At 43.0% G+C, this 22019-nt stretch carries 23 protein-coding genes; 12 read left to right on the plus strand and 11 right to left on the minus strand.

The annotated features are described in order from the left end of the window. Nucleotides 1-183 precede the first annotated feature (183 nt). A complete protein-coding gene (gene tnpA, locus CLOSYM_RS06670) occupies nucleotides 184-405 on the plus strand; it encodes an IS66 family insertion sequence element accessory protein TnpA (RefSeq protein ID WP_044902213.1) in 222 nt (73 codons plus the stop codon). Nucleotides 406-654: 249 nt separating this feature from the next. Here tnpA and CLOSYM_RS06675 read toward each other — a convergent pair whose 3' ends face one another. From CLOSYM_RS06675 to CLOSYM_RS06725, 10 genes are all read right to left on the minus strand, one after another. Next, nucleotides 655-1143 carry a hypothetical protein gene (locus CLOSYM_RS06675; protein WP_021641501.1) on the minus strand — a complete coding sequence of 163 codons (489 nt, stop codon included), beginning with the start codon at nucleotides 1141-1143 and terminating at the stop codon, nucleotides 655-657. A gap of 15 nt (nucleotides 1144-1158) precedes the next feature. Beyond that, nucleotides 1159-1734, minus strand: a complete 576-nt coding sequence (locus CLOSYM_RS06680) for a hypothetical protein (protein ID WP_021641502.1) — start codon at nucleotides 1732-1734, stop codon at nucleotides 1159-1161. A 393-nt stretch (nucleotides 1735-2127) separates the two neighbouring features. After that, on the minus strand, nucleotides 2128-2538 hold the full coding sequence (locus CLOSYM_RS23380) for a hypothetical protein (RefSeq protein ID WP_021641503.1): 411 nt from the start codon (nucleotides 2536-2538) through the stop codon (nucleotides 2128-2130). Between the two features lie 98 nt (nucleotides 2539-2636). Continuing rightward, entirely contained in the window at nucleotides 2637-2951 is a 315-nt protein-coding gene (locus CLOSYM_RS06695; protein ID WP_021641504.1) for a toxin-antitoxin system antitoxin component HicB domain protein, read from the minus strand. 10 nt (nucleotides 2952-2961) lie between these two features. Further along, nucleotides 2962-3780, minus strand: a complete 819-nt coding sequence (locus tag CLOSYM_RS23190; RefSeq protein ID WP_049943621.1) for a type II toxin-antitoxin system HicA family toxin — start codon at nucleotides 3778-3780, stop codon at nucleotides 2962-2964. Nucleotides 3781-3962: 182 nt separating this feature from the next. Further along, the gene (locus tag CLOSYM_RS06705; protein WP_021641506.1) at nucleotides 3963-7238 is read right to left on the minus strand and encodes a GGDEF domain-containing phosphodiesterase; all 3276 of its coding nucleotides are present in this window, start codon (nucleotides 7236-7238) and stop codon (nucleotides 3963-3965) included. Between the two features lie 36 nt (nucleotides 7239-7274). Then, on the minus strand, nucleotides 7275-8651 hold the full coding sequence (locus CLOSYM_RS06710) for a methyl-accepting chemotaxis protein (RefSeq protein ID WP_021641507.1): 1377 nt from the start codon (nucleotides 8649-8651) through the stop codon (nucleotides 7275-7277). A 60-nt stretch (nucleotides 8652-8711) separates the two neighbouring features. Further along, nucleotides 8712-9911 carry an N-acetylmuramoyl-L-alanine amidase family protein gene (locus CLOSYM_RS06715; protein WP_021641508.1) on the minus strand — a complete coding sequence of 400 codons (1200 nt, stop codon included), beginning with the start codon at nucleotides 9909-9911 and terminating at the stop codon, nucleotides 8712-8714. Between the two features lie 29 nt (nucleotides 9912-9940). After that, complete coding sequence (locus CLOSYM_RS06720; RefSeq protein ID WP_021641509.1) at nucleotides 9941-10213, minus strand: EscU/YscU/HrcU family type III secretion system export apparatus switch protein; 273 nt, start codon at nucleotides 10211-10213, stop codon at nucleotides 9941-9943. Next, entirely contained in the window at nucleotides 10200-11642 is a 1443-nt protein-coding gene (locus CLOSYM_RS06725; protein WP_021641510.1) for a hypothetical protein, read from the minus strand. Before CLOSYM_RS06725 ends, CLOSYM_RS06720 begins: the two co-directional genes overlap by 14 nt. Nucleotides 11643-11747: 105 nt before the next feature. On the opposite strand from CLOSYM_RS06725, the gene CLOSYM_RS06730 reads away from it, so the two are divergent. From CLOSYM_RS06730 to csrA, 11 genes are all read left to right on the plus strand, one after another. Further along, the gene (locus CLOSYM_RS06730) at nucleotides 11748-13829 is read left to right on the plus strand and encodes a chemotaxis protein CheA (RefSeq protein WP_021641511.1); all 2082 of its coding nucleotides are present in this window, start codon (nucleotides 11748-11750) and stop codon (nucleotides 13827-13829) included. An 11-nt stretch (nucleotides 13830-13840) separates the two neighbouring features. Further along, nucleotides 13841-14347 carry a chemotaxis protein CheW gene (locus tag CLOSYM_RS06735; RefSeq protein ID WP_021641512.1) on the plus strand — a complete coding sequence of 169 codons (507 nt, stop codon included), beginning with the start codon at nucleotides 13841-13843 and terminating at the stop codon, nucleotides 14345-14347. Nucleotides 14348-14362: 15 nt separating this feature from the next. Continuing rightward, nucleotides 14363-15175, plus strand: coding sequence for a CheR family methyltransferase (locus tag CLOSYM_RS06740; RefSeq protein WP_021641513.1), 813 nt, complete (start codon nucleotides 14363-14365; stop codon nucleotides 15173-15175). Nucleotides 15176-15185: 10 nt separating this feature from the next. Further along, nucleotides 15186-15764: a CheB methylesterase domain-containing protein gene (locus tag CLOSYM_RS06745; protein ID WP_021641514.1), complete on the plus strand. Its 579-nt coding sequence runs from the start codon at nucleotides 15186-15188 to the stop codon at nucleotides 15762-15764. Between the two features lie 79 nt (nucleotides 15765-15843). Then, nucleotides 15844-16146 (plus strand): flagellar biosynthesis anti-sigma factor FlgM, encoded by a 303-nt coding sequence (locus CLOSYM_RS06750; RefSeq protein WP_021641515.1) that lies wholly within the window; start codon nucleotides 15844-15846, stop codon nucleotides 16144-16146. A 13-nt stretch (nucleotides 16147-16159) separates the two neighbouring features. Further along, the gene (locus tag CLOSYM_RS06755) at nucleotides 16160-16654 is read left to right on the plus strand and encodes a flagellar protein FlgN (RefSeq protein ID WP_021641516.1); all 495 of its coding nucleotides are present in this window, start codon (nucleotides 16160-16162) and stop codon (nucleotides 16652-16654) included. A 13-nt stretch (nucleotides 16655-16667) separates the two neighbouring features. Then, nucleotides 16668-18185 carry a flagellar hook-associated protein FlgK gene (flgK, locus tag CLOSYM_RS06760; protein ID WP_044902215.1) on the plus strand — a complete coding sequence of 506 codons (1518 nt, stop codon included), beginning with the start codon at nucleotides 16668-16670 and terminating at the stop codon, nucleotides 18183-18185. Between the two features lie 12 nt (nucleotides 18186-18197). Further along, a complete protein-coding gene (locus CLOSYM_RS06765; RefSeq protein WP_021641518.1) occupies nucleotides 18198-19196 on the plus strand; it encodes a flagellar hook-associated protein 3 in 999 nt (332 codons plus the stop codon). A 41-nt stretch (nucleotides 19197-19237) separates the two neighbouring features. Continuing rightward, nucleotides 19238-19831 (plus strand): DUF6470 family protein, encoded by a 594-nt coding sequence (locus CLOSYM_RS06770; protein WP_021641519.1) that lies wholly within the window; start codon nucleotides 19238-19240, stop codon nucleotides 19829-19831. Nucleotides 19832-20728: 897 nt separating this feature from the next. Further along, nucleotides 20729-21187, plus strand: a complete 459-nt coding sequence (fliW, locus tag CLOSYM_RS06780; protein WP_021641520.1) for a flagellar assembly protein FliW — start codon at nucleotides 20729-20731, stop codon at nucleotides 21185-21187. Next, on the plus strand, nucleotides 21181-21417 hold the full coding sequence (gene csrA / locus CLOSYM_RS06785; RefSeq protein WP_021641521.1) for a carbon storage regulator CsrA: 237 nt from the start codon (nucleotides 21181-21183) through the stop codon (nucleotides 21415-21417). The genes fliW and csrA overlap by 7 nt, the downstream gene beginning before the upstream one ends. A 2-nt stretch (nucleotides 21418-21419) precedes the next feature. Here the strand turns inward: csrA and CLOSYM_RS06790 are convergent, their stop codons facing one another. Then, entirely contained in the window at nucleotides 21420-21920 is a 501-nt protein-coding gene (locus CLOSYM_RS06790; protein WP_169728238.1) for a flagellar brake protein, read from the minus strand. Between the last annotated feature and the right edge of the window lie 99 nt (nucleotides 21921-22019).

A 22019-nucleotide genomic window follows, 5' to 3' on the forward strand; every position in this document is an offset into this window, starting at 1 on the left:
TGAATGTCGGGGGGCTGTAAAATAAGTTCCTAATTATGAAACGCCAGTTCCGGCAATTGTCGGTTCTGGCGTTTCTTTGGTAAGCGCCAAATATTCCACCGGATTTCATAACCCTCCAGTTTAACTTATAATAGTAGTCGAAAGATCTTTAGATTATTTCACTACATTTATGGAGGATAGGTTATGTCAATTACTCGCAAAACCCGTGTTCTAATGCCGGAACAGATCAGGCTGATTAATGAATGCCGCCAGAGCGGCATGACAGATGCTGACTGGTGCCGTGAAAACGGCATTGCAGTGAGTACCTTTTACAACTGGGTCAGCCGCTGTCGAAAAGCTGCAGCGGATCAGATCCTGCCACCGAATTACGGTTATCTTGGGGACCGCGTCCGAAGTCAGACATAACCCAGTTCCAGCCTTACGCAGCAGATTTCCATCTTTATCCCAGTATCCGCTGAACCTGTGTTCTTTTACCTTGTGCCTGTTTCCGTCATAGGAAAATGTAATCTTTTGATAAAGGTTCTCACAATGTTTTTCTTTGGACGGAACCAGGTTCTGTATTAGATTCCTGGTCAGATCATAATTAAGTCTTGGAGTCTATATTATAAAAGAGCTGGAACACCTTCATAGTGTAATTGAGGAAGAGTTATAGAGTTATATTAATACGTTTTCTCCATTTGAATTTCTGTGTTTCAAAAACAATCCTTCCTGTGTAGCTAATCTCTGTAATACTTGAAGCACTTCAGTCGTTAATTGGTAAAAAGAAACTGAAAATCCTCCGTCAATACTCATTAGAAATTGAGGATTAGAAAAAAGTATTTGTATCGAAGAAAAATCCCTTGATATTACATTCTTTATTACATATGCTAATTTGTCAGGCGAGCTATCTCTGATATTTATATCAAAAAAAAGTTCACATTTCACATCAGCAGGTATTGAAGATTCAGTCATAAAAATCTCACAAGGGTAAAAATAAATCAACTTTAATGCAATACAAGATACCTTCTCTGCATATATAGGAAGATAAGTTTTTTCAAAGTAATTCTCTAATTCCAGAAAACGTACATCTGATGTTTCATATGGAATATAGTCAATATAGTAATAGTCATATGATTTTTGAAGAAATTCTATTATTTCATACATAATAACTAACCCTCATCACTTTGCAAGAACTTCTCCATTTTCTCCTAATGAAGCAACTCGATTCCCTGCTTTGTCTTTTAATTTCCACTTTCGACCTCCATGTCCCGCTGTATCTTTATCAATTGTCCAACCGCCTTTTTCCTTATAAGAATTTTTTCCACCTACTTTTTCATTAAATTTTCCTAAATCTACATCTCCATTTTCTTTTCTTAATCTGGAGGGAATTTTAGCTCTTATCTTAGCTATTGTACGAGCTTGAGAAGTTTTATACAGCCATGTACCTGCCACTACCGCTACACCAGCGACTACAATGGCTCCAGTTGCCGCAATTGCAACCTCTCCAATGCCTGGGATAAAATATACTCCTGCCGCAATTGGACCTCGTGTTTGGATGCCATTATCTTCTGAATTACTAACTTCAACAGCCTGATTGAGTAAATTTGTAAATTCCGCCTTGGTATAGTATACACCATTAATAGTAACACCGTTTTCTGTTATTATAACACTTCCAGAAGGTACATTTTCACTTTGGATAGCAGTACTATCGTAATTATTTTGAGCAAATGCAGAGATATTTGTGTTTATAAACATTAATGCAATGTTTAACTCTCATGCCATACATAAACACCATATACAGATTTTGTTTTAATAAATTTTCCGATCGGAACAGTTAAGTATTTCGGGTTATATGTTACAACATTTGTACTCTTTACCACAATTTCATCTTTTGATAAACCGCCACGTGGTATATAATATTTTTGCACCTTACCCTTTGATTCGTCCATGATTGGAATGAAAGTTACCCATACAGTTTTCCTAGGCTTTACGTTTATAGTAAAAGAATCTGTTTTACTATAACTTTTTCCCCAAGAACCACCTAATTTAGCTTTAATAGCATCTTTATATTTTCCTTCAACAGAAGGAGAAACAGACCAACTTTGAGAAACACTTAAACTTAATTGATAGGATTGTTGAGAAGATGAATCATTTCTTAATTTTATTTGTCACTGTTTTTTCCAATTCAGTACGCTCAACATTTTTCCTATTGCTAGACTCACGATAACGATACTTATAATGAAAGGGACCACGTGTCTCTGCCTCTGATTTTACCCCTTCGCCAGAATACTCTGACTCAAGCATAGATTCTCGCTGCTTCCCCTCACGAACAGCCCTATCATACCATTCTTGTGCCTCTTTGCCTTCAAGTGTCGTAAATGTACCATCTTCATTTGGAATACTAATATATGTCACTGTTCCGCTACGATCAACTGGTTCGCCACCAATATTTTCCGCTGCAAAAGTAGGCAACGCAAGTAAACATACTAAAAATATCGTCCAAAATAAGCTAGCTATATTTTTTTTAATTGAGATTCCAAGACAATTAATTTTTCCCATAAAATCTTCCTCCTAAAGGCAAGTGTAACACCACATCTTCCTTTTTCTCACAAACATGTTAAATCGAAATTATTAAATACATTAGATTCATTATAAACTTATCTAAAAAATTGGAAATTGCGTATATCAATATCTTGTGTTCGATACTTAATCAGAAATACTTTTTCATTCTCTCCCAACTCAATTTGTTCTAATGGTGTCGGGATTGGCAATTTATCAGGTACAAGACTACTTCCGTCATCATTAATAAGAGATAATTGTAACACTTCTCGAGCCATTTCTATTCCTTCTTTATCATTTCTGGCACAAGTATTAGCCTCTGGGATATCTGGAAATGTAATTGCTATCCCATACTTCTCTTCGTGGTTGTCATATTCATCGTAATTAAATACTGCATAATACTCAATATCCATATATATCCTCCTAATTAATCCAACCTGCCTGCCTCCAAATATTTCTTAAGGTGCCAATAGGAATTTCAGTATTGAGACCATGATTAGGAACAGTTACAGTCCTGTCACCCTTTTTCCATTTTTCATGACTTCCTGATTGACCTGTCTTTTTAAATCCTTCTTTCTTTAGTCGTTTGTGAACGTCTTTAACTTTATTGCCAGTTGGTTTTTTTTCACCTTTCTCAGCTTCTTTTTTTGCCTCTCTTTTAATTTTAGCAAAGGCCGATGAAACATTTGATTTCGATGATGCAAAGGCAGTCTGAAATGCTTTGGTAATTTGATTCATCTTGGGTGAGACAACCTTCCAATTAGCAGCTATAACCACTACGGTACTAGCAGTTGCTGCAGCAAGTAGAATATCACCAACTGGAAGAGGGCCATCAGCAATTGCTGCAACCATTGAGGCTCCCATTGCCTTAAGTGAATAGAGCACAGCAGAAGGTAAACCCAATCCACCAAGTTGGGTCATTAAAACCCGCATAGGATCTGTCGAAGCTGCCATGGTATTTACCCGTATTTTAGGTGTTGTAGGTGGCGTAAAGTTTTTATCAACGTAAGTTAGATGGAATTCCAACATCTCAGAATCATATGCTAAAGATGCATCGAATATCGCCTTGGCTTCTGGTGTTAATGAATTATATACTTCACGGGCATCTTCAATTATTTCTTCAGTACTAATTGAATCTGTTTCATCATTGAAATTTTCAGTAGCATAAGTAGGAACTGCTAAACTAAATATCATTGATAATGTTAATATAGAACTTAATATTTTATTAGTCAATTTCTTCATACTGAATTCCCCTCTTTCATTTTTTACATTCTTAGTTTTTCTACGTGCAATTATCACAAAAATTAATTAATAAGCGAAAATTTCCTTGCCTATCAACTATTAACAATGCATTGGATTCACCCTCCATTCTTTTTCATTATTTTAAATAGGCATTCGCTAATGATTAGTCCTTAATTCATCCATTAGCCCAAATATTTTTTTATGAACATATCCAAAGGGATAGGTTTTGAATAGTAATACCCTTGTCCAATGTCACAACCATACTCTGCCAGAATCCGTTCCTGCCCGATCGTTTCCACGCCCTCAGCGACTATCTCAAAGCCCATTTTATGGCACATGTCAAGAAGTGACTGCACTAAGATGCGGTTATTTTCATTCTCTTCCAGCTTTGCCACCAACCCTTTATCTATTTTCACCTGATCAAAGGGAATATCCACCAACATAGATAAATTATTATAAGATGCCCCAAAATCGTCTAATGAGATACGTAATCCCAACGCTTTTAACTGTCTTACCATATACTGAACAGTCCCATTCTCCAAACACCCGCTACTTTCAGTAATCTCTACCTCAATACGGTCCGGCTGTACCCCATAGCGCTCTAATATATTCTTTAAATCATCCTCTAAATATAACTCCTGCAGGGTCTGCCTGGAAAAATTGACAGCAATCGTAACCTTCTCCGGCCATAACTTTATAAACTGACATACCTTTTCAAATACGTAAAGATCCAGGCTGGCAATCAAATTGTTATCTTCCAATGCAGGTATAAACTTATCAGGGGTGAGCATTCCTTCCAGGTCATCGTTGTACCTCACCAGTGCCTCTGCCCCAATAAGTTCATGAGTCCGTAGCGATACTTTGGCCTGAAAAAAAATTTCATAGGCATTCTTTTCAATGTTATTCAACATTTTCCCCAGAACCCCCATCCTTGATACTCCCCCTGACCTCTCCGCAGCTATTTTCTGGTAATAAGACTTTTTTTGGTTTTCCACCAAATATTCCGCATCAACAACACATTTTTTTATGCTCTTGCTTTTATCATCAAATACCTGACCAATGGATGCAGAGAGTTCTAAGTGCTGATTCAGCCTTTCATGCAGGAGCGACACCCCAGACATAAATTCTTCCTCATTCTGATTCAAAAGGATAACATAAAACACATCTCCACTAACTCTATAAATGGACTCTTCAGGGAAACATTCCTTCAGCACAAGCGCCATTTCCCTGAGAAGTTTGTCTCCGTACTTCAATCCCAAAAGCTCGTTGATACGCCTCATCTCATTCATACTGACAACCACTACCCCGATACTTTTTACAAAATCACCATCGAACTTGGTACGGAAGTCAAAATAACTATCATAATTTTTCACGCCAGTTTTTTCATCATGCCCACTTAAATAGTGAAAGCGGTCAGCCAGTTCTCGTTTCTTCTTCTCCTCCTGGATAACAAAAAATAACTTTCTAATAATTTTTTTATCATTATCTGACTTCTTCCTGTTGATTATGACTAAAAATTCCGCTTTATTCCCGTTTACCAAAACCGTAAGCACATCGAGGACTTTCATACCTTCCTCCATCATAATACGATAAAGTGCAACTGAACCAGAGGCTGCTTCTTCCAGAGAAAAAATACTCAACATTTCTTCCCAGCCTCTATTTTTTGAGTACTGTAACACAGCAAGTGAAAAATCGGTCTCATCGGTCACCAGACTGTTATTTCTCCGCCAAATATAGAAGTGCTCCATTTCCCAGTTATTAATATCTATCGAAAAAACAGCTGCGGCATCAGACTGATAAAATGAGACTGCTCCCTGAAGTGCCGTATTTATGAATGAAGACAGGTTCGGCTGCTGGACCATTTCATAGACACTCTCGATTACATTTTTTCCATCGTCCGCCTCTTTCATGGACTCATCTATATTATTCTGTAGATTTCTGGCAAATGCCACCATATATTCCTTCCCACCATGACATATAAGTATGTTTTTAATCAGAAACTCTTGCTTAAGCCATTCATTGTATTGCCTCCATTGAAAGAATTCATCCCTACTCCATTTTAGTACTGTACAACTGGTACACGGTAAACTCCTATGGTGCAACAGCTCATAACATTTCCTCCCTACACAGTCATCGCCCAGGATTCCCAGCCTCCTGGTGACGGCTCCGTTGACAGCCATCACTATGTAATTTCGGGGATCCACAATATAAGCCATCTCACTCCTATCAAAACAGAACTCCTGCAGCACTGCCGTCAACCCATTGTCCACCTTCCAGGGCCGAGACCATGCATTCTTTATTCCGCTAATGTCCTGAAGATAAAGGAATGCACATACGTGTCCATTATAAATATTTACATATAACCGCCCTCTAAGTGCCATCCAAGATACGTCATTCCGCTCCACCGTGCGTCTAAATTCAATGCCAACTTCTTTCTCTCCCTGTTCAAAGGCTCTCATTAAGTAATCTCTGTTCATCGCTCTCAGATATTTAGGAATATCCTCCGGGTAAGTCACATTTTTAATTCCCTGCTCCGCAATATCAGAAAAGGTCATGGTTTCCTTCTGACTAAAATAGACAGACCACAACCCCCCTATCCAGAGAACCTTGTTATCAGTCAAATCCACCTCTCCATATGCAGCATATTCCTTAAGAAAAACAGTGAACAACAGCATATCCTTAACATAGGATGTCTCTAACAATTTCATATTGTCAATATTCTTTAGGACACCCTTACTTCTTTTCTCCCTACCACTGCCAGCAGGGGACGAAAGTGTTAGACGGTACCATTGCTCCTTGCCATTTTCTTTCCTAAGCTTGATGTCTGAATTTCTGTTGGTGTTCCCCACCTCAGCTACTTTAAAAGTGTCCTTAAAAACATCCTGACTGTCCGGAATGATACATCCAGAGTCAATACACTTCTCGACAAAATTTGTCACAATCCGTTCCTTCCCTGGAAGCCAGGAAAACCCAGATACTAATACCGCCGTACCCGTAATATAACTATATTCAAAAATATCATGTTCCAACCCCAGAACTTCATAGGGGAATTCCTGAAGTCCCTTCACTCTTCGGTAACTGCCGTATAGCACAGCAACTTCCGAATCTTCATAGTCAAACTCTCCTTCACAGAGTACAGGTACATAGCCTTCCTTAGGAAAATTCCAAGTAAACTGAATTTCTATCCTATTTTTACTTCTAATAGCGTTGTCAATGGCGGAATCCACATATCCATAATAACCTTTATGAATTCTTTTATACAAAAAATCATAAAGCGCTTCTGCAGATAAGGCACTAATCTCTAGTAATCCACAGAGTCTTTCATCAATCCACGCATACCTTTTCCCACTTCTTTTCTCCAATACCATTTTCCAGAGGCCAATATTGCCCTTCGTTATGGCCTTTTTTATCCATTTAGAATTTATAACACAATTGTTTTCGTTTTCCAGTCCTATCATGCTAGCGCCTTCACTCTCCTCTGACAAACCACCGAATTAGTATTTATCTCTTCCATCAGAAACTACTGAAGGCGCAATTTCCCTGCCAGATAAGTCCGTCTTATAAGTACTTCCACTCTTTGCTATCTGCTTTGATACCCTTCCACTGCTTTCCAATTCCTGACGATATTCCTTGGAAGTGACTGGATTATCTGTTAGTTTAAATCTATCAACTACGTTCTTTAAGACCTGAGCCTGATCAAATAATTCCTGGCTAGCTGCAGCACTTTCCTGCGAAGCTGCAGAAGTCGTATGTACCACGTTAGATATCAAATCAATACCTGTAGTAATCTGAGCAGCCGATTTAGATTGCTCTTCCGTAGCCTTAGAGATGCAGTCAATAGTCTCCACCACATCGTCTGCACCTTTTGTCACTTCCTGCATCCTTTCTGCCGTTTCACTGGCAAGTTGTTTTCCATATTCAACAGCCCGCACTGAATTATCAATCAGCGCCGCCGTATTCTGGGAAGCCTCCTTGCTTTTTGCTGCCAGATTGCGTACCTCATCAGCCACAACGGCAAATCCTTTTCCCGCCGCTCCGGCTCTGGCCGCCTCTATAGCGGCATTTAATGCCAGTATATTCGTCTGGAAAGCAATATCTTCGATATCCTTCATAATTTTACTGATTCTCTTTGAGCTTTCGTTAATATCCAGCATAGCATTCAGCATATCCTGCATCTTCTTATTGCTTTCCCGTATTTGTCCTCCTACAAACTTCACCCGTTCACTCGCCTGAGAAGAATTATCAGCATTCTCTTTAATCCGGCCCGAAATACTTCCGATAGTAGTTGCCAATTCTTCAATGGAACTAGCCTGGGATACTGCTCCCCGAGACAAATCCTGGGAACTGGCCGATAACTGCTCTGCGCCCATTGAAACCCGGCTAGAGGCCACCTTAATTTGGGAAAGTATAGACTGGAACGAGGCAACTATGGCCATAATACTGTCTCTAAGTTCCGTAAAATCACCAACAAATTCTACATTTGGTTTTACCGTCAAATCCCCTTCTCCAAGTGCTTTCATGCCACATTTTATATCTGTTATATAGGTGTTCAATACCCGCGATGTATCATTCAGGGCTACATACAAGCTCTTAAGTTCCATCAAATCCGATTTATCGTCAACCGCGGTATGCAGGTCCCCCTGAGCCAAATCCTCCAATCGTTGCGTATAGTAATCCAACGGCCTGCAAATCCAATTCGATATATTTGCAGCCGCATACAACGTCAAGGCCAGAAAAGAGACACTAATCAATATTTGAAATAAACTTGTCACACCTCCATGTGTTAGTACCGGCACAATCCCAGTTAATATCCCAAAAAGCAGATTCAAACCCCCAAATATTGCTATCATTTTATTTTTAATACTATTCATTTTTTATCCTCTTTCATCATCATTCTGGACCTACCACCTCGTGTCAAAACGGAATTACAATCAAGGTTTCCATACCCCTGAAGAATCCACATAGTAACCATCTATCCATGCATCATGTAACATTTGTCTTGTAGAGGTATCAAAGTAATGCCATTTCCCATCTAACAACCACCACCCAGAAAGTGCAGCATACCGGTCATTCATATAGTAAATTTTCCCATCAATGTTGTTCCAGCCTGTTACCGCTGCCCCATCATTGCCAAAATAATACCAGTTACGGTTATCCCAAACCCATCCTGTCCTCATGGCTCCATCCTCGCTCAGGACATACTGATGGCCTTGCCATTTTTGCCATCCAGTAAGCATATATCCCGCCGGATCAAACAGATACCATTTGCCATCAATCTCCTTCCATGTGTTGCTTGGATATGTGCCATCCTCCTCCTGGAACCACCAGCCACCATCACTCTTCTGCCAGCCATGAACTGGCCGTTTTCCTCCATTTGAAGCTGCATACCATCCATACCTTCTGTCTGGAGTTTCCCTTGATTTAAGACGCAGACCATCGGATTTGGTCCAGGCTGTAGGCCAAATATAAGACGCCTCCTCCGAATCCTTAGGTATACCTCTAACATGGAACACATATGTACCCTCCTGTACCATGTAAGGATAGAAATCATAAGAAGTCCCTATCACCTTCTCCAACTCACAAATCTTATTTCCATCCCGGTACAGTACAAGCTCATAAGCACTGATTCCCTTTATAGCCTCCCATCTAGCATTGCCATTAGAATAATCATCATCCCACCATGCATCATCAGGTTTATCATATTTGCCTGCCACAGTGGGTAAGGTAACCGTGATAATCAGTGTCTCCTTATTATCTGCAATCCTGGCGGAATTATAATCAGCCCCATAAACCGTCACCTTTCCCTTGCCATTGGTTTTATTAAAATAATAGCCAGCCCTGGCATGCAGGGAAATTTTCACCTTCGGCTTGTCCCCAATCTGCCACCCCTCCTCATTCTTCATGCCGCTCCACTCATAATTTCCTACAGAGTAGGAATCGCTGTCCTTAGTAATCATAATATATCCCGACATATCCCCTTCCCTAACCGCAGACTCCACGTTGATGGTTACTGTTTCAACAGGAACCCTGGTCTCCTGTTTTCGGGCTGCTGCTTCGGCAGTCATAGGAAAACAGGTGGTAAATACCAGCACCCCTGCCATAAAGACCATCCATCTTTTGTTTTTAAACATATATCCACCTCTTTATCTTCTATCGATAATCATCTAAATGTATAATTCAGGAAATACACATAAATATCAACTACCAGTTGATATAATCCAGGAGGGATCTCACTGCCAACCTCCATCTGGCTCAACACATTAGCTAATGAATTATCCTCATAGACGGGTACTCCATTCTCAACCGCCAATTCCACAATCCTTTCCGCCAGGAAACCAGAACCCGAGGCCACAACAGCTGGCGCCAGTCCACGTTCTTCGTCATAACTAAGTGCCACTGCTTTCTGATTAAAAATCCTGCTAAATTCTGACATCGACAATCTCCTTTTCCCTTGTAAGTCTGCCAAAAACATCAATCGGTCTCAGCGGTTCCTTCATTGCCTTAAGTGTAACTGCATGCGGAGACATGCTGTTCTTTGCTATCATTGCATTCAAAGCGTTTTCCATCTCCCGCTCCTCGCCCGACAATTTTCCAGGATAGTAAAGCTGGATTCCCACTTCACCACTCTCCTTGTAATCCAGAATTATATCAAACATCCCTAGCCTCTTCACTTCCATTTTAATCAGCATTCGGATTGTCTTTTCGTCCTCTCTATCCTTCTCTTTCCTGCCATCATTTTGCTCCACCCAGATTTCCGAAAACAAGGACTGACTCCCCATGTTTACCGGAATCATAAAATGCAATAGGGGCATATATACACTCTCATTCCCCAATATAGTCTTTAACATCTGTGAAAAGACATCCTTAGAGGCGGCAGATTCTAGACCAGCCTTTAACATGGCGCAAAGTTTATCATTGAATTTTTCTTCTGGTCTGTCCATCCTTTTTTTCAGAAGTCCCGAGACCAGCATAGCTGCCCCCTGTTCCCCCACTGGTATGTCTGCCATTCCCAAAGAGAAGGCCAGACCAGTAAAAGCCTCCAGGACCTTATCCGGATTGCCGTTGATATAGGCAGCAGTCTGATGGGTAACCAGAGACATCAGACTGCGAACCAGCCCCATGTCATGGGTTCGGTGGATATAGTTTGAAAAAAATGGAATCAATTCCCGCAAAAGCACCTTCCTGTTATTCTGATAATTCTCCTTCATATAAGCAAGGGGATCCTGACCCATCAGCTGGTCTGTCTGCGGCAGAATCAGTCTGGATAATATCCCCTGCAAAATCTGCGCGTCCGCCGGGAACAGATGCTCAGACATGGCATTTCCTTCCCCAATAATCATCTGAAGCTTATGGCCGCCAGCAACCATATCACCATATCTTCCCGCTGCCTGCAGTATCTGACTTTTAAACGTCATCTGGGATGTAGAATCGAAAGCATTCTTCAAAAACCGGAAGAAATCCTCCGAATATTCAGAGCCTCCCCTGGCTTGGGCCTTCATAAATTCCAATATTCCATTCTCATCCAAGTCCGCGATGCCTGTCAGTTCAGTATACAGTTCCATCAGTGCAGGATTCCCTCCAAAGGCCGCATATGCCTGTGCCTTGTCAAAGAAGAGGCCGGAAAACTCCTCCACAAAACTAGAAGATTCCTTCATCTGGCGAATAAAGCTATCATAATTAGACTGTGATAATAAATTGGAAGCTTTATCCTCCCTCTCGCTGCGATTATCCGGCCTGATAATTTTAGACGGGTCTACCACATTCTCAACCCCTCTGTCACCAGGCCTGATTGGATTATCCCGCAATGTATTACTTTCAAAGCCGGGATTCACCGGCTGCGTTGCTCTTAATATATCTGCCATATTTCACCAGTCTTTCTAAATGTTTTTGTACCCGTTGACCTTATTTTTTTTCCCAATTTACCGATTAAACTAATATACACTAATAAGAGAAGGCGGTGCATTATTATGGATAATGGCATGGAAAATATGCTGGACACATATCTTTTTGAAACAAACTCTCTTCTGGCGCAATTAGATGAACTTTTAATCAACGCTGAGAAATCAAAAGATTTTACAGCGGATAATGTAAATGAAATTTTCAGAATTATGCATACAATCAAAGGTTCCTCCGCCATGATGGAATTCACTTCCCTTATGACAATTGCCCATAATATTGAGGACTTATTCTACTTTATCCGCGAAAATGGAATCGAACAACTGGCCCCAGTCTTTAAACAGGATTTGTTTGACCTTATGTTCAGTTCCACGGACTGGTTAAGGGCGGAAGTCGAAAAGGTTGAAAACAATCAACCCCTTACTGCTAATATCGGCAATTTCACATGCCAAATTAAGGCATTTCTCGACAAAATAAGTAAAAACTTTACTGATACGGATAGGGATACCCTGCACCTTCAGCAGTCGCCCTCGAAACAGCTGGCAGAATCAATGGATTTTCACAATCTGGTAGAGCCGTACATAATAAGAGTATTTTTTGAAGAAGGAATCGGCATGGAAAGCTTAAGGGCATACATGCTCATGGATAGCTTAAAGGGTGGACCGTTTTCCTTCTCCTGCTATCCTCCGGACGTAGAGACAAATTCCGATACAAGTGAATTCATCATAGAACAGGGGTTTTATCTGGGTTTTCGCTCCCAGGAAGAGCAGGATGCCGCTGTACACATCCTGGTCAATTTGCCGAACATATCATCTTACGAAACACTAGTAAATCTCCCTGAAACAGCGGATGAAAAGGCACCTGAACTAGACGCCATCAGCACCGTACCGGAAAAGACATTCTCCTTGCCCGCTGCCGCCCCAAATATTAATGACTCTGGGGCCAAATCAACCCACAGTGCTTCCAAACAGAGTTTAATCAGCGTCAACTTATCGAAACTGGACAGCCTTATGGCTGTGGTTGGAGAAATCGTCATCACAGAGTCCATGGTTACCTCTTCTCCTGATTTGAAAGGGCTTAAGTTGGATTCCTTCTTAAAATCCAGCCGTCAGTTGCGGAAGCTTACGGATGAACTTCAGGATATTGCCATGTCCCTGCGGATGGTCTCCATATCCGGTATCTTCCAAAAGATGAACCGTATCGTGAGGGACATGAATAGAGAATTAAACAAAGATGTGGCATTAATCATGGTCGGAGAAAATACGGAGGTAGATAAAACCATCGTAGATTCAATCAGCGATCCAATTATGCATATTGTCCGCAATGCCATGGACCATGGGATTGAGACCGACCAGGAGACCCGTCTGGCAGCGGGGAAGCCTGCCCAGGGCACCATAACCCTTTCCGCAGAACATACGGGCAGCGAAGTGCTTATCTCAATCAGAGATGACGGTAGGGGGATGAGTTCGAAAGCCATACTGGATAAAGCTGCGAAAAATGGGCTTCTCACGAAAGCGGAAGGTGATTACAGCCGGCAGGAGATCTTAAATCTTCTAATGCTTCCCGGCTTTTCCACCAATGAAACCGTAACGGAGTATTCCGGTAGGGGAGTTGGTATGGATGTGGTCAAAAAAAATGTAAAGGCCGTAGGCGGAACCGTCCTGCTATCCAGCGAAGAAGGAGAGGGTTCCTGCGTGACATTAAAGATTCCTTTGACCTTAGCCATCATGGACGGCATGGAGGTTTCAGTAGGGGATTCTATTTTCACCATCCCCACCTCCAATATCCACCAGGCTTTTAAAGTCACCCGTGAAAAAATAATCCATGATGCAGATGGTAAGGAAATGATTGAATGTATGGGTAGCTATTACCCAATAGTGCGTCTCCACCAACTTTATAATATAGAAACAAAAAGTGATGATATTGAGAGTGGAATCCTTATTTGGGTGGAATCCAGCGATAAGTCCTATTGCCTCTTTCTAGACGAACTTCTAGGCGAACAGCAGGTTGTGGTAAAACCCCTCCCTGCCTATCTGGATAATTTCGATATCAAGCACTCCGGCATCACCGGCTGCACCATCATGGGGGATGGAAATATCAGTCTTATACTGGATATATCCTCCCTGTTTGATGTAGCCCTCAGACAATATTAAGGAGGAATACCATGTCAACCACCTGGTCAGATAACACAAATTATGATGGGGAATCCTATTTTGAGGAATCCTCGGAAACAGAAAACGCAGAAAGCCTAAGCCGCTATGTGGCATTCATTTCCAATGGCCTGACTTATGTCATAAATGCTTCCTGTGTGACAGAGATTATAACCAACCATTCAATCAGAAAACTTCCTATGGTACCTAGCTATATACCTGGTATCATTAATCTGCGGGGGCAAATCATTCCCATCGTAGATGTCCGCCGAAGAATGGGAAATTATTATCCTTCGGATGAAAGTTCAAAAAAACAGAACTGTATTATCGTCATCAGTATACATGCGATGGAAATTGGGATCATCGTGGATACAGTCACTAAGACTCTGGATATCTCTGAAGCTGCAATTGCCCCCATGCCGGCCAATAACAGGCAGGAATTAGTAAACGGTATCCAGACAACACCTGATGGAGAGACTGTCCTCTTCTTTGACCATGAGATGCTGGTCAATACCTTATAGGAAGTCGGTGCGTATATGTTTGAAATTTCACAAAAGGACTTTGCCATCCTGTCCCAATTCGTACAGAAGAATTATGGTATCAATCTATCCCATAAAAAGGGCCTGATTGAAAACCGCTTAACCTCTACATTGGTCCATGATGGCTACCAAAATTTCTCCGATTATGTCCGTCATATAACCGAAGAACGTCCATCCCAGGATATTGATATCATGCTAAACAAACTGACTACAAATTATACCTATTTTATGCGGGAATCAGAACATTTTGAATTTTTCAAATCCACCATCCTTCCTTGGATTGTCGAAACAAGGAGGGATAAAATCATGTGTATCTGGAGCGCTGGATGCTCCAGTGGGGAAGAGCCCTATACACTCTCTATGATTATCCAGGATTTTCTGGGTAATCAGGCATCCCTTTGGGACACCCGGCTTCTGGCTACCGATATCTCCCAGGAGGTTCTTTCAAAGGCAAAGACGGCCCAATACCCGTCAGAAGCGTTAAAGGGGGTCAGCGAAGATTGGAAAAAAAAATACTTTGTAAAGCAGTCCGGACACGACAGTTATACCGTAGCCCCTCGGGTCCGTTCCGATGTAATATTCCGTACATTTAACTTAATGTCACCCATCCGTTTCCGCAGTAACTTTGATGTTATATTCTGCAGGAATGTAATGATATACTTTGACGGCTCAACCAGAGATTCTCTGGTCAACCGTTTTTATAATGCCACTAATCCGGGAGGATACCTGCTGATAGGTCATTCGGAATCAGTCAACAAATCCGCCTCCTCCTATCACTATATTAAACCCGCAACCTATCGGAAGCTGTAAGGAGGAGCACATGAATATTAAAGTCATCGCCATTGGCGCCTCTACCGGAGGGACAGAGGCTATTTTGGATATCTTAAAGAAACTGCCGGATGGGCTCCCCCCCATAGTGATTACCCAGCATATGCCAGCCGGTTTTACCGCCATGTATGCTCAACGTCTGGACAGAGCCTGTGCCATGAAGGTGAAAGAGGCCAAAGATGGAGACCATCTGGAACGCGGTTTGGCTCTGGTCGCTCCAGGAGGGATGCAACTAAAATTGACCGGTAATTCTTCCGGACTGTCCGTCCGTGTCTGGCCCGGCAAACGGCTCCATGGTGTGGCCCCGGCAGTGGATAAGCTTTTCCATTCCGCTGCAAAGCTTGCCGGTTCAAGCGCTGTGGGAATCATACTGACAGGAATGGGCCAGGACGGTGCGTCAGGCCTTCTGGAAATGCGCCGCCGGGGCGCTTACACCATTGGTCAGGATAAAGCCTCCTGCATCGTATATGGCATGCCTATGGCTGCTTATGAAATGGGAGCTGTGTGTATCCAGGCTCCGCTTTCCGGAATTCCCGCCATATTGATGAATTATCTGACCCGTTCATCTTAATTTAACTGCCATTCTGGCCGATATATACGATAGGAGGTAGGGAATCGGATGTGTATACTTAAAAGGAAGGAGGGCTCCCATGAAAATTAATCCCATCGGTTCATATTGCCTTCATCCGGCAAAAAATGAAATGCCTCCCCATTCGCAGGGGAACAGCAGAGGCACCACGACAAACTATGACACGATAACAATACAGAAGGAGGGAGAGGATGTATGTTTCCGAAAATCCTTGGTTTCCCATATATGGACCGATGTCCGCCGGGGAGCCTCCGCCGATAAGCTGGCGGACTTAGCTGACAGAATCCGCAACGGAAACTACCATCCTGATGTAGATGCCATCGCCGATAAAATCATGATGTCAGAAATCATTTCAAACGAGTAAATGGAGAATAACCATGAATGATAATGTTTCAGAATTTCATACACAGCTCAAGGATCTGCTCATCAAGTATTCGGACCTTTTTAAGGAACTTGGAGCAGTGGAGCAGCTAAAGTACCAGGGGGCAAAAGCATTTGACCTTCATGCTTTAAATACTGCCATGAAAGAAGAACAGGTACTCATCATGACGCTGAGGGGATATGAGCAGAAACGCATTTTGCTGTTTAAAGCCTTAAATCTTCCTGAAAGAACACCCTTGAGCCAATTAGAGCAGATTCTTTCCCCTGCCGTAAGGAGAGAGTTTAGCGATTACACAAAACAGCTTTTAAGTTCCTATTGTTTTTTTCTTTCCATTTATGAAAAAACCCACAATATACTGGAAATGAATGCCCGTCTTCTAGACAGGCATATCCAGGATTTAGATAAGAGGACTACCTTGGGCAGGCCCTACAAGCAGGACGGTTCCTCTGAGATTCAATCCTTTCATCGCATGAAAAATATACAGATATAGGAGGTACCGTTCCATGATACGCTCATCCTTTACAGGATTTAATACGGCACGGCTTGGCCTCATGGCCAGCCAGAACGCCATGGAGGTGACGGGACAGAACATCACCAATGTAAAGACCACTGGATATAGCCGCCAGCGTCTCGAGCAAAGCAGCTTATTCGGGTCCACCAATATTTACAATAAAGTTTCTGATGCCCATATAGGCTATGGCGTGATTGTTAACACAGTTTCTCAAATCCGCGATCCCTTTGTCGATACCCGGTACCGTCTCCAAATGGCTAATCTGGGAGAATTTGATAAGAAGCTGTCCATCTTAAATGATTTGGAAAGCCACCTGGATGAAATTGGAGGAGGCAAGGATGCACTGGCTGCTCAGCTGTCCGATTTCCACAGCAGTCTCCAGGCGCTGCAGAATTCCCCCGGTGATGTGACGATGGACAATGCTGTCAGAGGTGCAGCCAAATCCATTACCGAATACTTAAATCTTTACAGCAATCAACTGAAGGAACTGAGGTCCCAGATGGAAGGAGGGCTATCAAGAGATACGGATGATATCAATAAACTGCTGTCCCAGATTCAGGAACTGAACATCTCCATAATGAACAGCCAGGCCAATGGACTCCCCGCCTTGGAACTCCAGGATCAGAGGAACCTGCTGCTGGATTCCCTGTCAACCTATGGCAAAATCAGCGTAAACTATACCAGTACCATAGCCCCTTCCGGTGCTTCCATTGATACCATGACGCTGAATATGACCATGTCGGATGGCTCTTCTGTGAATCTGCTGAAGGGAACCGGCACCCCGGCCGTATTCCAGCTCCAAACCAGTGCAGACGGCTCACTCCGCGTGGATATAACTCCCGGCGATGGTTCCGCCAAGATAGAGGGCGCAGCTTTTTCCGCGGGTTCCTTCAAAAGTACCCTGTCCATGCTGAATGATGATGGTAGTTTTGATGGCACTGCCACTCACGGGATAGGTTATTATCAGAAGAGCCTCGATGAATTTGCCAGAGTATTTGCTAAAACCTTCAACACGTTGAACAATCTAAACGGGAAGCTTGCTGGAAAGGATTTGTTCACCTCCTCCGATGGCCAAGCCATCAATGCAGGCAACATCCGGATTACTGAGGAGTGGATGAAAGGGACCATCCGTATCACCGGCGGTGCGGCTGCCGATTCCCCTGCCGGAGACAACAGCAACATCCTGAACATGATATCTGCCCTCACCGGCAGTCAGACATTTACCGATGGAAAAGGCGGTACAGTATTCAAGGGCAGCTTTCAGGAATGCCTGGAAGATTTCCGGAATATTCTTGCAACAGATACCAAGACCACAGAATCCACGATGAAAAATTACCTGAGCATCGTCCAGGACATTGCTTCCGTCAGGGAGGGTGTATCCGGTGTGAATTTGGACGAAGAGACGGCCAATATGATGCAGCTCAATAAAGCATTTACTGCTGCTGCCCGGTTGATGACTACTCTGGATGACATGTTAAACTCAGTAATGGGTATGGGTATTACAAAATAAGGAGGGATTTGAATGAGGATTACCACTAATTCCGTCATGAACAACTATATATATAATCTGAATACAATTATGGGCAACAGGGATAGCGCGGGGAATCAAACCATGACCCATCGCAAATTCACCAAAGCCTCCCAGGACCCCCGCTCTGCCCAGACTGCATCTCTGCTCCACCGCAGATATCTGCAGAATAAAGACTATATTTCTACGGTCAAGGCCCATCAAGAACGGCTGGACATGGTCAGTTCTGCCCTGGAGGATATCCAGGGCCAAGGCTCAAAGGTCCTGAAAGATTCCGCTCTCAAGGCTATTAACGGTACCACTTCTGCCAGCGAGAGAAGCGCTTTTGCTGAAACCTTCAGACAGATTCAGGAATCCATGCTTCAATATGCCAATACAACCTATCAGGGAAAATACATATTCGGCGGATGCCACAATGACAGCGCTCCCTTTTCCGGGAGCGGCAGCCGCATCACCTATGTAGGAACGGATGTCACCAGTGGCCAGATTGCTGCCTTGGATACCCTGAGCCAGGAAAAAGCCTACGTAGACATCGGCCTGGGATTAAATAATGGTCCCGTATCGGACAGCAATACCTTAAATACCTCCATTCCCGGTATTGCTGTCCTGGGTTATGGAGTCACCCCTGATGGAATCAGCAAGAATCTGATTGCCCTCACCGGCCAGATGTCTGAGCTTCTTAAAAGCAGCGAGGGAGACTGGGTTAACGGAGGGGCCCAGCGCTTCAAGGACATGATGTCCCAGTATGAGGACAGTCTCAATCAGGTGATTGACACACAATCCGCAATTGGTGTTCAGAGCCAGTCATTAGAGATCACAGCCAGCCGGCTAAACGATTTAGACCTCACTTACAACACCCAGATCGTAGACGTGGAGTATGTCAATGATGCCGAGGCAATCTCTGAATATTACTACGCGCAGTATACTTATAATGCAGCCCTGAGGGTAGGAAGCTCCATTCTTGGTCCCTCCCTGCTGGATTTCCTGAAATAGCGGCCTGATTGAATGATACATGGAAGGAAAGGAGATTTAATATGCAGCAGTTGATTAACATCCAAATGATTCCACTAAAATATGAACTGTCCATTACCCCCTCCCGTATCCAGAGGAATTCCAAGGTTTCTCAGCTTCAGATAGAGCATACGCCCGGCAGCCTAACCATACAGGCAAGACCCGCCAGGCTTCAGATCAATAGTCAGGAGGCCAGGAATTCCGTGTGTCCTTCCCTCAGCCTGTCAATACGCCAGAACGCGGCTAAAGGAGCGGAATGTGTTGGTCAAAGTGTACAAAAGAGCGCAAAGGAGGGAACCATGATGGCAAACGCAACGCCGTCTCAGAACATCTTAAAAACCATCATTGACAGTTGTGTTTCCTTTCCTGTAGGAGACTTTAATCTGGATTTTATTCCTAAAACCGGACCAGACATCCAATATCAGGAACCCAGTCTGGATATCCAGTATCAGATGGATCGGATGAATTTCGATGTCCGCGTGTCTGGCGGTGATATAGAATATATTCCCGGTTCCGTGGATTTCACCATCACCCAATGGCCTAATGTATTAATTGAATATATTGGCCAGCCCATGTATGTTCCCCCCAGGGATGATCAGTTTTCAGCAAGAGCGTGACCCGCTCTTGCTTTTTAAAAGCCTGCTAATAAGTCAAGTCTCAATTGAAGATTCTTTAAAGAAATTCATGGAGGTAGGTTATTGTCCTACAATAAGACCGCCATTGGTGCCGGCAGTCATCTATACAAGATATAGGGCTCGCCACCAGAACACTTTTTGTCAAGAAACTGATAAACTCGGTCATCGGCGCACAACGTTTTTCGCAGCCTTGATGGTCCGCAATTTGACGCAGGTTTGCTTTTAGACCTGTGGGAACCAGATGCATCTACTCCAAGATCTACACCATCAAAAGCGGTAAGAGCTTCACAGCGACAAGTTCTTTAGAAGCCTCAAATAACTCCTGTGGTTCGCTTGGCTGAAAATTATATCCATGCCTTTTGAAAACGCCTGATAACGCCCCGTAAATGCTTTAAGACCGATATTATGGACCCAGTCCACATGCCAGAAGGACTCCACATAATCAATCCATTGCTAGCTGCCGTCATCGCGTGCCGGACTGGTGAACAGCAAGTTTACATAACTTCAAAGAGCTTTTTGCGTACAGTGCCGCTTGGCTGCAGGACAGTAACGGTGCTTTTGCCTTTCAATACGTCAATGCCGACTGCATTTAACATAGTAAGTGATCTCCAATCAGATAGATTTGCATGGTGCCAGCGGTTATCCATTGCTGATTCAATCTCCTAGGCATCATACGGACATGTACAATGACAGTCCGGCCTGCATGAAACAAACAGTTGCAAATAGAGTGGCCAGCTGACCAAACGGACACTGAGGTTCAAGGAGACATCGTCACACCAACGCCATTGCATTCTATAACTTAAACAACGCAACGGTTAGTCCTAACTAGCTGTCAGGTATCTAACCACCACAAAATCTATTATAGGAGGAGGTAATTTTATGCATTTTAACACACCCTGCTTTGGAACTGTCGAATACGAACAAAAGGACATCATCCACTTCCAGGATGGTCTGTTCGGCTTTGAAAATATGATTGACTACCTGTTAATTCACATCTCACCCATTGAAGATTCGTTTATGTATCTTCAGAGCCTTCAGGATGAAAATCTGTCCTTTATCCTAGCCAACCCCTTCACTCTTTATCCAGGCTACTCTCCCTCTCTGAGCAAGGAGGATTTAATACAATTGGATCTGCAGGACGACACCCCCGTTATCTTCTACTCCATCTGTGTCCTGAACAAAAACATTGCTCATAGTACCTGTAACCTGAAGGCTCCCCTGGTAATACGTACAGATACCAGGAAAGGCTTCCAGGTGGTACTTCAGGACCCGCAGTATGGTTTTCACCACCCTTTTCCAGACTTATCCTTAGATGAAAGGGGGGAACTGCGATGCTGATACTGCAGCGAAAAACCGGGGAATCCATATGTATTGGAGATGATATACGAATTACGGTGACAGATACCTCCGGTGATAAGGTCAAGCTGGCTATAGAGGCACCTAAATGCATTCCCATTGCAAGGGAGGAGCTAGTGGAAGCCGCAAAAAATAACAAGGAGGCCGCCGCATTTTCTGCCGACGCCCTCACCAATCTCACACGTGTTTTAAAAACGGTTAATATTGAATAATTTTATTCGCGGGCAACAGGCCTCCCTTCTTTGCTGCAGAGTTGCCGCCGCTGCTGTTCAAAGATATATGCACACAGCTTATCCTCAATTCCTGGAGGGTAAGCTGTAAATGAACAGCCCACCCTCCAAACATCCCCTACCTTCTCCCGTCTGCATATCCTACAGTCCATCCTGACCTTCATTTTTGACAAAAAATCAAACCTCAGTTCAAAGCTTTCCCCGATATCTCCCAAATCCTCCCTTGTCTCGATAAGGCAACCGCCCAGACTCAGATCCCGCAAAACCACCTCCATCAATACACTACGTTTTCCCTTTCTTTTTAGTATTTCAGCCCTTTCCGATATTTCCACGCGGAACGCTTGTCTGCGTTCACCATTTAATATATTTTCTATGTCATTAACTGTAATCATGTCCACTAAAATCCTTTTTACAGTACCTGTCACCATGCAGAAACCTTCGGAAAAATTGAAGATATTGCCCTTTACCTCCATATCCTCTTTCAATCCCGGAATGTTTCCATTTCTTCTGAAAATGACAAATTCTTGCTCACTTATCTCCTGTATGGAGCCTGCCGCGACTAACTTGTTCTCCTTGTTTCTGAC

This window comes from [Clostridium] symbiosum ATCC 14940 (assembly GCF_000466485.1).
GTDB classification, from domain to species: Bacteria; Bacillota; Clostridia; order Lachnospirales; family Lachnospiraceae; genus Otoolea; species Otoolea symbiosa.